The 12,992-nt window shown below is 58.1% G+C and carries 6 protein-coding genes; 4 read left to right on the forward strand and 2 right to left on the reverse strand.

All coding sequences use genetic code 11. From position 1 onward, the window contains the following. Positions 1–9 precede the first annotated feature (9 nt). Positions 10–2,433, reverse strand: coding sequence for a Tex family protein (locus RFER_RS12545; RefSeq protein WP_011464768.1), 2,424 nt, complete (start codon positions 2,431–2,433; stop codon positions 10–12). Positions 2,434–2,661: 228 nt separating this feature from the next. Between RFER_RS12545 and RFER_RS12550 the strand changes: the two genes are divergently transcribed. The 4 genes from RFER_RS12550 to RFER_RS12565 all read left to right on the forward strand — a co-directional run bounded on the left by RFER_RS12550 (position 2,662) and on the right by RFER_RS12565 (position 11,633). Next, complete coding sequence (locus tag RFER_RS12550) at positions 2,662–3,444, forward strand: hypothetical protein (RefSeq protein WP_011464769.1); 783 nt, start codon at positions 2,662–2,664, stop codon at positions 3,442–3,444. A 540-nt stretch (positions 3,445–3,984) separates the two neighbouring features. Continuing rightward, positions 3,985–6,939 (forward strand): putative bifunctional diguanylate cyclase/phosphodiesterase, encoded by a 2,955-nt coding sequence (locus RFER_RS12555; protein WP_011464770.1) that lies wholly within the window; start codon positions 3,985–3,987, stop codon positions 6,937–6,939. A gap of 339 nt (positions 6,940–7,278) precedes the next feature. Continuing rightward, on the forward strand, positions 7,279–9,429 hold the full coding sequence (locus RFER_RS12560) for an HDOD domain-containing protein (RefSeq protein WP_011464771.1): 2,151 nt from the start codon (positions 7,279–7,281) through the stop codon (positions 9,427–9,429). Continuing rightward, complete coding sequence (locus RFER_RS12565) at positions 9,426–11,633, forward strand: EAL domain-containing response regulator (protein ID WP_011464772.1); 2,208 nt, start codon at positions 9,426–9,428, stop codon at positions 11,631–11,633. Before RFER_RS12560 ends, RFER_RS12565 begins: the two co-directional genes overlap by 4 nt. 443 nt (positions 11,634–12,076) lie before the next feature. Here the strand turns inward: RFER_RS12565 and RFER_RS12570 are convergent, their stop codons facing one another. After that, the gene (locus RFER_RS12570) at positions 12,077–12,979 is read right to left on the reverse strand and encodes an SDR family oxidoreductase (RefSeq protein ID WP_041790676.1); all 903 of its coding nucleotides are present in this window, start codon (positions 12,977–12,979) and stop codon (positions 12,077–12,079) included. Positions 12,980–12,992 lie beyond the last annotated feature (13 nt).

The following is a 12,992-nucleotide window of genomic DNA, read 5'->3' on the forward strand; positions in this document are numbered from 1 at the left end:
CTCAACTGATCAGGAACGACCCAGGCCCTTGAGTTTGGCAAAAGCCGACGACATGGAGGTTGCGGGCGGGTTTGCCGACGCCGCCGCGCCTTGAGCGCCACGCCCTGCGCGCTGGTGGTTGGCCACGCCCTGAAACCGGTTGTCGCCGGCGCTGCTCTGCCGGCTGGGGGCGGCGCCCAGCTTCATGGTCAGGGCAATGCGTTTGCGTGCCACGTCAACCTCGACCACCTGCACCTTGACGATATCGCCGGTTTTGACAATCTCGCGCGCATCGGTCACAAACTTGTGACTCAACTGGCTCACATGCACCAGCCCGTCCTGATGCACTCCGAGATCAACAAAGGCACCGAAGGCGGCCACGTTGCTCACCGTGCCCTCCAGCACCATGCCTTCTTTCAGGTCTTTGATGTCTTCCACGCCATCGTTGAAGCGTGCCACCTTGAAGTCCGGTCGCGGATCGCGGCCCGGTTTTTCCAGCTCGCCCAGAATGTCCTTGACTGTGATCACGCCAAATGTCTCGTTAGCAAACAGCTCGGGCTTGAGGGTCTTGAGCATGTCGGCGCGGCCCATCAAGTCGGCCACCGGCTGGCCGGTCTTGGCAATGATCCGCTCCACCACGGCATAGGTCTCAGGGTGCACGCCGGTCATGTCCAGCGGGTTGTCGCCCCCGCGAATACGCAAAAAGCCCGCGCTTTGCTCAAAGGTTTTGGCCCCCAGGCCTGCTACCTTCAACAATTGCTGACGGTTGGCAAAGGCACCATTGGCCTCGCGCCAGCGCACCACCGCCTTGGCCACACTGCCGCTCAAACCCGAGACGCGGCTGAGCAGCGGCACACTGGCCATGTTCAGGTCCACGCCGACCGAGTTCACGCAGTCTTCCACCACCGCGTCCAGCGTTTTGGCCAGCTCGCCCTGGTTCACGTCGTGCTGGTACTGGCCCACGCCGATGGATTTGGGGTCGATCTTGACCAGCTCGGCCAGCGGGTCTTGCAGGCGCCGGGCGATGCTGGCCGCGCCGCGCAGGCTCACATCCACGTCGGGCATCTCTTGCGAGGCAAATTCGCTCGCCGAATAGACCGAGGCTCCCGCCTCACTGACCACCACTTTGTCCATCAGGCGCTCGGATGATTTGGCCATGAGCTTGATCAGATCGGCAGCCAGCTTGTCGGTTTCGCGGCTGGCGGTGCCGTTGCCAATGGCGATCAGGCTGACGCCATGCTTCTCGCACAGCCTGGCCAGGATGTGCAGCGAGCCGTCCCAATCCTTGCGCGGTTCGTGCGGATAGACGGTTGCGGTATCGACCAGTTTGCCGGTGGCGTCCACCACCGCCACCTTGACGCCGGTGCGGATGCCGGGGTCCAGGCCCAGCACCACCCGCGGCCCGGCCGGCGCGGCCAGCAGCAGGTCGCGCAGGTTGTCGGCAAACACCTTGATCGCCACGCGCTCGGCGTCTTCGCGCAGGCGGGTGAACAAATCCCGCTCGGTGGACAGGCTCAGTTTGACGCGCCAGGTCCAGGCCACACATTTGCGGATCAAATCATCGGCTGCGCGGCCCTGGTGGTTCCAACCGAGCCTCAAAGCGATGCGACCCTCGGCCAGCGACACGGCCGGGGCCACTCTTGTTTTAATAGCTGCATGTTCAGGTGCGACGGTGGCTGGCGCCTGATTTGGCTCAAACACCACGAGTTTGGCATCGAGTATCTCCAGACCACGACCACGAAACACCGCCAAAGCGCGGTGCGAAGGCACGCGGCCAATCGGCTCGTCATAGTCAAAATAATCGCGGAACTTGGCTACATCGGGGTGGTTTTCGTCCTTGCCGTCCATCAGCTTGGATTTCAACAGCCCCTCTTGCCACAGCCATTCGCGCAAGTCCTGCACCACGGCCGGGTTCTCGGCCCAGCGTTCGCTCAAAATATCGCGCACGCCGTCCAGCACCGCTGGCACGGTGGAGAAATCAGGCTGCTTGTCCTCGCCCTCCACCACCGGTCGCATGGCAATCACGTAGGCCTGGGCTTCGTCCGCCGGGACCAGCTCAGGGTTGGCAAACAGGGCGTCGGCCAGCGGCTCCAGCCCAGCCTCGCGCGCCAACTGGCCTTTGGTGCGGCGCTTGAGTTTGAATGGCAGGTACAGGTCTTCAAGTTCTTGCTTGCTGGCAGCCGCGACCAGCGCCGCCAGCAGCTCAGGCGTGAGTTTGCCCTGCTCATCGATGGCCTTGATGACGGTCTGGAGGCGGTCACGCAGCTCACGCAGATAGCCCAGGCGCGCCTCCAGCTCGCGCAACTGGATGTCGTCGAGCCCGTCGGTGGCTTCCTTGCGGTAGCGGGCGATGAAAGGCACGCTGGCACCACCGTCGAGCAAATCGACTGCGGCCTGCACCTGTTTGTTTTGAACCCGGAGTTCCTGCGCGATTTGCGCGATGATTTTCTGCATGACTAAAAGAGGCGCCAGCCTTGCGCTGACTAAAACTGAATGAAGGGCGCGAGTTTGCCATAGGCGGAGTTGACAGTTGGCCTGTGGGGTTCGCCCTACACCTGCTGTGTCCCGACGTGGAAACCACTTTCTGGAGGGCACCGTTACCTCGTAGACTGAAATACGTCGCGTGAGCCAAATCGGGCCATCCGACGCATCCAACCAACCTTCCTCATAGGAATTATCACCATGATTCACCAAACCACGTCTACCGTCTCCCAGCCTGATCGCATCAAGACGCTTTTGTCACGCGTCGGCGCACCGAACGTACCCGCCATGACCGAGGAGCTGCTGCCGTTCACCGTCAGGTTGGTGCGGGACCAAGACGACCTGAGCAAGGCGGTGCAGATCCGCCACTCGGCGTATGCCCGCCATCTGCCGGACTTCGCTGAGACGCTCAAATCAGCCGAGACCGCTGATGCCGAAAATGGCGTGGTGGTGTTGCTGGCGGAATCGAAACTGGACGGCTCACCGCTGGGCACCATGCGTATCCAGACCAACCAGTTCAAACCACTCTGTCTGGAACAGTCGGTCCAGTTGCCGGCCTGGCTCAAGAGACGACCGCTGGCAGAGGCCACCCGCTTGGGCGTGACCGACGGCAAGGGCGGGCGCCTTGTCACCACCGTGCTCTTCAAGGCCTTTTTTCAGTACTGCCAGCAAACCGGCATCGAATGGATGGTCGTCGCGGGCCGTGCGCCCGTCGATCGGATGTATGACCGGCTGATGTTCGAGGACGTATTTCCGGGCATGGGCTACATTCCCCTGGCCCACGCCGGCAACCTGCCGCACCGCGTGATGTTATTCGATGTCAATACCGCAGAGGATCGCTGGGCCCAGGCCAAACATCCCCTGTTCGGTTTCATGTGCCACACCCATCATCCAGACATCAACCTCGGCGGCCAACGTCGGCAGAACGTCCCGCATATGGCAATGTCGGCGTTTCCGGCTCAGGGAACAGCCTTTCCGATGTAGGCAAGCATGACCGGGCGCCCACACAACAGCACTCGGATTACCCCATCCTCCACGTGCGGGGCGGATCCGCGAGATCCCCTTGCATCTCCCCCAAGCGTCAGCGGTGGACCACCCGATCGGGCATGTTCCATCCGGCATGTCTCCTGAACGCAACAGCCCCGACATCGACGCTTCATGTCATTGAGCGTTCTCAATTGCATTATTGACCAGGCATGTAAATTTAACATTACAAGTAACACATCAGGTTTTTGCTGCAACTCCATGATAAATATGTTGTTTTTAAATAACACCAGTCATTGAATTCCGTTATCGTGCATTTTTAGCAGGTGTAATGTTTATTTGTCACCGCCCTTGCCGATATATGAAATAAATATATGGAATGCTCGACAACAAACCGAAAGGACAAAGTGCACGACTTTTTTTGGATGAGTTCTTCGCCACGGAAGGGCGCGATGGAGCGCCACCATGCCATGCTAAAGATCCCGGTCCGAAGCCGTGAACAACAAAATGCCAAAAGTATCTAAGCTCCTCGGGAAGCAAATGGACAATCTCAATCAGGGACTGGACCGGCTGCTGTACGCGCTCTCGACCTACGCACTGCCCTTCTTTATCGGATTGATGTCTTTACTGGCCCTTTTTGCCTGGAAAACGCAATACCCGGCGGCCGACCCACAACAGCTGCAAATTCGGGTGATCAAAGAGTCAGCCGCCGTGGCGGGTCCCGCTCAGGCCCTGGCGCAGTTACGGGAGAGCTCGATCAGCCAATTCCACGACACCCGGCTTTCCGAGGTTCCTGTCTGGCTGACCTTTGTAGTACCCGAAGACGTTGAACACACACCCATGATGGTCGAATTTCCCTCGCGGCATGCCATGGACATCGCCTGCTGGGATGCCAGGACGCTGAAAGCGCTTGGCACTGGCAATCACCAAGGCACGACTGGCGGCATTACCGCTATCAAGGCGGGTTTTGCGCTTGAACTCAGTCCAGCACTCAAAGACGAGCAAGTGGTATGCCGCACCAGTGCTATCGGCCCGGCCCGTCTATCCGCTCTGATTTGGCGAGCTAACAATTTACAAACTTCCGCCCAGGAGTTTCACCGCAAGTCAGGCCTGCTGGATGGCGGGATCATCGTGCTGGCGATTTTTGTGCTGGTCACGGCTTTGATCAATCGAAACCGCCTGTATGTCCTGTTCGCGGCTTGGCTCGTGATCAATCTGAGAATGGGGGCTCTTTCTGCCGGGTGGGATACGCAGTGGCTTGGCTACACGGTGCCCTACGACTGGTTGTTACAAGGCAGGATGATCACCATTACCCTGTACTACGTGCTGACACTGATACTGTTCACGTCACTTTTCAGAGATGATTTATTGCACGTTGGACATGAGTGGCTCGTGCGTGTATTTCAGTGGACATGTTTTCCCTTGCTCATACTGTCAAGTTTTCTGCCATCCTCTTCGTATCTACCGCTGTTTTGGCCCGTTGTTGGCGCTGGCATTTCAATGTTGGCATACCTTCTGGTTCGCATTCTGCGAAAAACGCGTTCCCGTGTCGCAATGTGGTATGGCGCCGCCATCAGCATCACCTTGGTCGCAAGTTTTTACGAGGTTCTTTCTGCGGCGCTAGGCATCAAAGGACTAATCGGATCGGTCAATAGCGTGACTGCCGCCTTGGTGTCAAGCCTGCTGGCCGCCTTGGCGATTGCCGAACAAATGCGGCACGAGCATGTGCAGCGCCTGGAAGTGCAGGCCAAACTGGAGCACACCTACGCGGCCATGCCGATCGGCCTCTTCACCCTCGACCTGCGTGGCCGCTTCACGAGTGCCAACCCCGCCCTGGTCGGCATGCTGGGACCGAATGTGCTGACCGATGGCGCCAATGCCTGGCAGCAGTATTTCACCAATGGTGCCTGGACCCAGCTGCATCAAATGGTGCATAACAAAAGTGAAGATGAAATGGAAATCCAGGGCAAACCCGTGCCTGGCTACAGTGGTTCAAAATGTTTTCTCGTCAAGGCAACGCTGGCTGGCGACAAGATCGAGGGTTCATTGCAGGACGTCACCGAAAAATCCAGGGCCACCGCGGATCTGTATTTCCTGGCCGACCATGATTCACTGACCAAGGTGCTGAACCGGCGCGGTATCGCGAAAGCGTTCAACAGCGCCATTGCCAGTCTGACTGACCGTAATGCACCCGTGGCCCTGGCCTATCTTGACCTCGACCGTTTCAAGCTGATCAACGACCTGTTTGGCCACGGGGTCGGCGATGAAGTGTTGCAGCAAGTATGCGGGCGCGTGTCGGACCTGCTTTCCCGCGAACTCCAATTTGGCCGCGTTGGCGGTGATGAGTTCGTCATCGTGTTTCCCGACACGCCCATTGCACGGGCCGCGGTCATGTGCCGCGGCATCATCGACAGCATTGACACCCTGCCCTACCATGTTGGCGAAAACGCGTTTCATGTGCGCGGCTCCATCGGACTTATCGAGGTCAGGGCCGGCATGCAGTTCAACGACGCCATGTCCACTGCCGACCGCGCGTGTCGCCAGGCCAAGTCCGGCAGCAGTGGCGGCCTGGTGGTGTATGAAAAAAATGCCATCGCGTTCAAAAAGCATGAGGCCGAGCTCAAACTGATTGCGCTGCTTGCCACCAGTTCCGCCACCGATGGCCTGTATCTGGAAATGCAGCCCATCATGTCACTCACAAAGCCGTATGAATCGCTTAACTTTGAGGTGCTGCTGCGCATGCGCGACATCGATGGCAATGTCGTTCCCACCGACCGGCTGATTGCTGCAGCCGAGAACAGCGGACGCATGGGCATGATTGACCGCTGGGTCTTGTCCACCACGCTGGCCTGGCTCAACACCAATTACACGCAACTGAAGCACACGAAATTCGTCTGCATGAATTTGAGCGGTGCTTCACTGAATGATGAGAAGTTCCTGCAGGAGGTGTATGTCATGCTTGAACAAAACCTGCATCTGGTTGGGCAACTGTGCCTTGAAATCACCGAAAGCGTGGCCTTGCACGATCTGGAAAATACCCGCCGCTTCGTCAACAAGGTGCGCGGCTACGGTGCCAAAGTGGCGCTGGACGACTTCGGCGCCGGTTACACCTCATTCTCTTACTTGAAGGAGTTCACGGCAGACCTGCTGAAAATCGATGGCAGCTTCATTGTCAACATGAACAAGCACCCAGCCAACATCGCCATTGTCGAAGCTATCGTTAACCTCGCCAAAAACCTGGGCATGAAGGTGATTGCCGAGTGGGCCGAGGACAATGCCACGGTGCAGACCCTGACCGAGATCGGGGTTGATTATGTGCAGGGATTTGCCGTGGCACGAGCCCAGCACCCTGACAGACTGCTCAAAGCCGAGTCTTCGGCAAGCTTTATTCAGGACGAAGCGCTGGCCCAATATGTGTGCTTGATTCAAAAGTCAAACCAGATGCTGCCGCAAGTGGATATGTTTTCCGACGTGCGCGTCATCAACATGCATTGACCCTGACGCGCCATGAAGACCATTGCAGCCAGGGGGGCGAGGTCATGTTTGAAAACGTGCAGCGGGCAAACCCGTCGATGACTTTGACGGCATCCCAGCGCCAATGTGACCAATTAGCACCACTTTTCGTGCTCAGCTTGTCAGCATCGCTTTCACATTCTGTAACATGATGCTATATTGATTTACAAATTGGATTTTCGGCTTTGATTCTTGGATTGAGGCGGCAATTTTGGGTTAAACAAATCTTGAGGCCAGACAAAAAATGAACTGGGCTTGCTGTTTTGGATGCCGATCGTGCGTTGACTGTCTGACAATTTATTGGCAATAACATCCGTAAAAATGTCCCCAAATAATCAGGATATTCGCAACCGCCTGCTGGTGGCCCGGTTGCCGTCGATGCCACAGATCCTCCTCAAGTTGATCGAACTGTGTCAGGCCGACGAAGCGGGCATGGCTGAACTCGCCAAACTGATCGCCAACGATGCGGGTATGACCGCCAAGGTGCTGAGCGTTGCCAATAGCGCCGCCTACCACCGCGGCGGCAACAAAGTGGGACTGCTTCAGGCGCTGGGCGTTCTGGGCTCAGACATGATCAAGACCCTGGTCATCAGCGAGTCGGTGTTCCAGACCTTCAGTGGATTTCCGCATTCCGGCAGCACGGATCTGCGCAGCTTCTGGAAGCACTCCTTGACCACCGCCGTCGTGGCGCGCGAGATCGCAAAAAAAATGGCCTATCCGCACGCCGAAGAAGCCTATCTGGCAGGCCTGTTGCACGATGTGGGCCGTCTGGCTTTATTGGCCGCGGCACCCAACGAATACGGCTTCAATTTTCTGGCGCAGGACGACGCAAGCCTTTGTGCCGTTGAGCAGCACACACTTCAGATTTCCCATGCTGACGCCGGGGCCTGGTTGATCGAACGCTGGAACCTGGACTCGTTCATGGCCGACAGCATCCTCTACCACCACGAGTCCACGATGCGCCTTGAGGCAGCGCATCCCCTGATTCGCATCATCCATCTTGCGCAACTGCTGAGCAACCATGACCCTGCGCTGCCCCTTTCAGCCAATGCGGGCTCGCTTTGCAAGATCAACCTGGACGACCTGTCGCTCATTTGCGATGGAGCAGCAGCCCAGGTGAAAAAGGCAGCCGAATACCTGGGCATTGACCTGTCGGGCGTAGATGACCTGGTGGCGCCGCCAGCCCGCGCGCTCGCCGCGCCGGTGGCCGATCCGGCACAGCAACGCCTGACCGAGGAGGTGCGCAACATGGCGCTGAGTGCCGAGCTCGGGCAATCGTTTGCGCGCCAAAAGGGTGACACTCAATTGCTCGACGTTGTTCGGCAAAACGCGCGCATTCTCTTCAATCTCGAAAATACGATCATCTTCCTGATGAACGGAAGCGGTCAGGCCCTGGTGGGCGTGTCGTTCGCAGAGCAGCAACAACGACTGGCCGAATTCTCCATCGCGATGTCCGGCGGTGGCGGCATAGCCGGGTCTGCGCTTCAGAGGCGCCTGGTTTTTCTTGAACGCGACGGCACTCGGCAAGGCCTTGCAGAAGAGCAGTTAATGCGTATTTTTGATGCCGACTGTCTGGTTTGTGTGCCTATTGCAAGCGCCTCACGCTGCCTGGGAATGATGGTGGGCGGCGTTCCCGCATGGCGAATCGCCGAATTGAAGTACCGCGAGAAGTTTTTGCAGTCCTTTGGCGCCCAGGCGGCCACAGCGCTCGAGGCGGCGACCCGGGACCGAGGTGAAATCGATCAGCGTATCGCCAGTTTGAAGGAAGATTATCGCGAAAGCTCCCGCAGAGTGGTGCATGAGGTCAACAACCCGCTGTCGATCATCAAGAACTACCTTGGCGTACTGGACGACAAATTGACGCGCCAGGAACCGGTGGCGGACGAGTTGCTGATTCTCAATGAAGAGATTGACCGGGTTGGCAACATCATCAACGAATTTGCCGGGGTCGCTCCGAAAACTCAGGCCGGCGCAACTGAAATCAACCGAGTCGTCAACGATCTGGTGCGCCTGTTTCGTGAAAGCAGATTCCTGCCACCTTCGGTGCAGATCGTGGCTCGGATGCCGGAGCAAATCGCCGAGATCAATGGCTCGGCTGACATTCTCAAGCAGATTCTGGTGAACTTGCTCAAGAATGCCGTTGAGGCGCTGCCCAGGGGCGGCCATATCGAGATCGACAACAAGGGCTGCGTCCAACGCGACGGACGCGCATTTTTCGAGTTGTGCATCAAGGACGATGGACCCGGCATTCCAGCCGAGGTACTGGCCAAGCTGTTTTCCCCGGTTCGCAGTTCCAAGGTGGGCCAGAACCGTGGCATCGGTTTGAGTATTGTTCACAGCCTGGTCAAAAAGCTCGACGGCCTGATCAGTTGCCAAAGCACCGGGGCGGGTACGGCTTTTGAAATTCTCCTGCCAGCCCGCAATGCCGCGGCTCAGGGCGCTGCTGCGTTGTCCATCAAGGCGTTGGCATGAGGGCTGAAGTCGATGTCATCGCGGGTGGCGAATGGACGCCATCAGCGGTCAGTTTCGCAAGCCACGGATGGTCAGCACCCGCCCCTGCACAATTGCCTGCGCAGGTGCTGCTGGTTGACGACGAACCGAGAATGCTCAGCAGCCTGGGCGAACTGCTCAAGGATCGGGGCTTTGTCCTGACCAGCGCAGCCAACGGCGGTGAAGCGATCCGGTATCTCGGCCAACAACCCTTTGACTTGGTGATTCTGGACCTGCGCCTGCCCGATATCAGCGGCCACGACATCATGGATTTCATGAACTCCCAGCAAGCCGATGCCAACATCATTGTGACCAGCGGCGACCGCGGAATTGACGCAGCAATTGGTGCGCTCAAACGAGGCGCCTACGATTACCTGCGCAAGCCCTACAGCCCGGAAGAACTGCGCAAGACGGTGGACAACGCCTTGAAGCAACGCCGCTTGCAGGCCGAAAATCGGCATATCGCCTGGCAACTTGAAAGCTCCGAAAGAAAATACCGTTATCTGGTCGACAGTTCGCCCGACATCATCTACACGCTTGATCATGAAGGCCGCTTTACCTTTGTCAACGACCGGGTGCAGCAGTTGTTGGGTTTCAGCCGCGAGGAGCTGATTGGCGAGCACTATTCTGTGCTCATTCAAGAAGACGATGTACTGCGCGCAAATTATGTTTTCAACGAGGGACGAGGCGACTATCGCCTGTCTCGCAACGTCGAGCTGCGGCTCAAGTCCCGCCATGCCAAAGGTGAAGTGCGCACCTTCACCCATGAATTGATGACGATTTCGTTCAACGCCAGCGACACGTCACAAGAACCTGATTCGACCCAGCAAGAACTGTTTGGCACCTACGGCGTAGCCCGTGACATTACCGATCGCAAGCGGGCTGACGAACTGATTACCTATCAGGCCTACCACGACATCCTGACGGATCTGCCCAACCGGGTGCTGTTCAAAGACCGCTTGGGCCTGGCGGTGCTGCAGGCCAAGCGAAATGACGCCAGTCTGGCCCTGATGTTTATCGATCTTGATCGCTTCAAGCTGGTTAACGACACACTGGGTCACGTCATAGGCGACAAGTTGCTGCAACAAGCGGCCATTCGCCTCAAAGCCTGCCTGCGCAGTGGCGACACACTGGCGCGGCTGGGGGGGGATGAGTTTACGGCGGTCTTGCCAGAGTTGAGTGATCGACAAGACGCTGTGCTGATCGCAGAAAAGTTTCTGGAATGTCTGCGCCAGCCGTTCCAGCTCGCCGGACAGTCGGTCCACATCTCCGCCAGCATCGGTATCGCCATTTATCCTGGCGACGGTGAATCGACCGATGAACTGATCAGAAACTCCGATATCGCGATGTACCACATGAAGGCCGAGGGCAAGAACGGCCACTCGTTTTTCGACCGTTCAATGCTGGATGCGTCCTGCCAGAAGATTGAGCTAGAACACAGTCTGCGACTGGCACTGGAACGGGGCGAGCTGGAGATGTACTACCAGCCCCAAGTGGATGTCAGGACACAAAAAATTGTGGGGGCCGAGGCGCTGATGCGCTGGAACCATCCTGAACGCGGATTCCTGGGTGCCGGCGATTTCTTGCCGTTTGCCGAGGAAAATGGTTTGATTATTCCCATCACCGACTGGATGCTGGAGGCCATCTGCCTCGACCTGCTGGACTGGAATGCGGCCGGCGGCGAGCCGGTGCGGCTGTCACTCAATCTTTCTCCCCAATACCTTGATCGCGGAGACTTCTTTGACAAGCTCAAGAATGCGCTGACCCTGCACCATATCAACGCGTCCCAGATTGAGGTCGAAGTGACCGAAAACATTTGTATCCACAATCCGCAGACGGCCATTGAACAACTCAACAAGCTCTGTCAACTCGGGGTCAGCGTGGCCATCGACGACTTCGGAACCGGCTATTCCTCCTTATCCTATTTACATCGATTCCCGATTCATACCATCAAGATCGATCGTTCGTTTGTGATGAAAATTCAGAACGACAATTCGCAATGTCCGGTGGTGCTCGCCATCATCTCGATCGCGAAAGGCTTGAGTCTGAACCTGGTCGCGGAGGGTGTTGAGACCCAGGTTCAGGAACGCTATCTGGAGCGTTCCGGCTGTAACACGATGCAGGGCTACCTGTATCACAAGCCCTTGTCGCAGAAGAAAATGCTTGCATTGCTGCGCGTGGCCTGACTGCTCCGGGTTGACGACGCCAGGGGCCAGCAACGTCTCCCGCAATCTTGGTGACGAAACTCATTGGACTTGGGTTTTACCGGGTTGGAATTTTTTAAACGTTCTTTTTCCCCCACTCACTCCCCCGCCCCTCTCCCGCCCCGCCGGGCGAAAGAGGGGCGCCTCATTTGGCCGCGTCTATTAAGGTGGGAAATAAGCGCTCGACTGCGCGCTGGCCTCAAAGTAGCGGCAACACGGCAACGAGGCGCTCAAAGCAAATTGCTGTCTCAACGCCAATCGGCCCGTGTACTTCCTGCCTTAAAAGAGTTGGCCCAATGTGGCTGTTAGCTCCCCTTTCCGCCCCGGCGGGGGTGGAGAGGGGTTGGGGGAGAGGGGGGGGAAATACAACGTTCAAAAAACAAAAACGCTGCCAAACACCAGATCAATGAATCGAGCCGTGTGCACTACGCCCGCAAGGCTTGCTTCAATTCCAGCCCCAGTTCCGGCTTGAGCGCAAAGGGATCGGTGGGGTTGCGCCCCAGCATGATGTCTTCCAGCCGGGTCTGCACCGAGGCCAGCGCTTTGGGGTGGCTGTAGATGTAGAACTGCCGGGTGGCCACGGCGTCGAACACTTTTTGCGCCACATCGGCAGCACTGACCTTGCCCGAGCCCACCGCCTTGTCGCTCATGGCCTGCCCGATCAGCTGGCTGCGCGTCGGTTTGACGGTGGCTGCGTCCACCGGGCGGTTGCGATGGCTCTGGCTGATGCCGGTCGGCACAAAAAACGGGCACAACACCGAGGCGCTGATCTGATCCGTGACCAAGGCCAGGTCCTGGTACAGCGTCTCGCTCATGCTCACCACCGCGTGCTTGCTGGCGTTGTAGATGCCCATATTGGGTGCATTGAGCAAACCGGCCATGCTGGCGGTGTTGACGATATGGCCGCGGTAGGCCGGGTCTTTTTTGGCGGCGTCCAGCATCAACGGCGTGAACACGCGCAAGCCGTGGGCGACGCCCATCAGGTTGACGCCCAGCACCCATTCCCAGTCGGCCGCGCTGTTCTCCCAGATCAGCCCACCGGCGCCGACGCCGGCGTTGTTAAAGACCAGATGCGGCGCGCCAAAACGCGCTTGCACCGCCCGGCCCAAGGCTTCGACTTGGGCTGCTTGGGCAACGTCAAGCTGAAATGCCAGCACCGGCGCGCCCAGTGCCTGCATCTCGGCGCTGGCTCGGTCAAGGGCGTCTTGCTGCACATCGGCCAGCACCAGGTTCATGCCCAGCCGGGCGCCAATGCGGGCGCATTCCAGACCAAAGCCGGAACCCGCGCCGGTGAGAACGGCGGTCTTGTTTTTGAAATCAGTGATCACAAAGCATCTCAAA

The organism is Rhodoferax ferrireducens T118, assembly GCF_000013605.1.
Classification (GTDB): domain Bacteria; phylum Pseudomonadota; class Gammaproteobacteria; order Burkholderiales; family Burkholderiaceae_C; genus Rhodoferax; species Rhodoferax ferrireducens.

What these genes read in the sequence shown, in the direction of transcription:
- RFER_RS12565 (WP_011464772.1), top strand. Translation starts at nt 9,426, where the DNA reads ATGAGGGCTGAAGTCGATGTCATCGCGGGTGGCGAATGGACGCCATCA.
- RFER_RS12550 (WP_011464769.1), top strand. Translation starts at nt 2,662, where the DNA reads ATGATTCACCAAACCACGTCTACCGTCTCCCAGCCTGATCGCATCAAG.
- RFER_RS12545 (WP_011464768.1), bottom strand. Translation starts at nt 2,433, where the DNA reads ATGCAGAAAATCATCGCGCAAATCGCGCAGGAACTCCGGGTTCAAAAC.
- RFER_RS12560 (WP_011464771.1), top strand. Translation starts at nt 7,279, where the DNA reads ATGTCCCCAAATAATCAGGATATTCGCAACCGCCTGCTGGTGGCCCGG.
- RFER_RS12555 (WP_011464770.1), top strand. Translation starts at nt 3,985, where the DNA reads ATGGACAATCTCAATCAGGGACTGGACCGGCTGCTGTACGCGCTCTCG.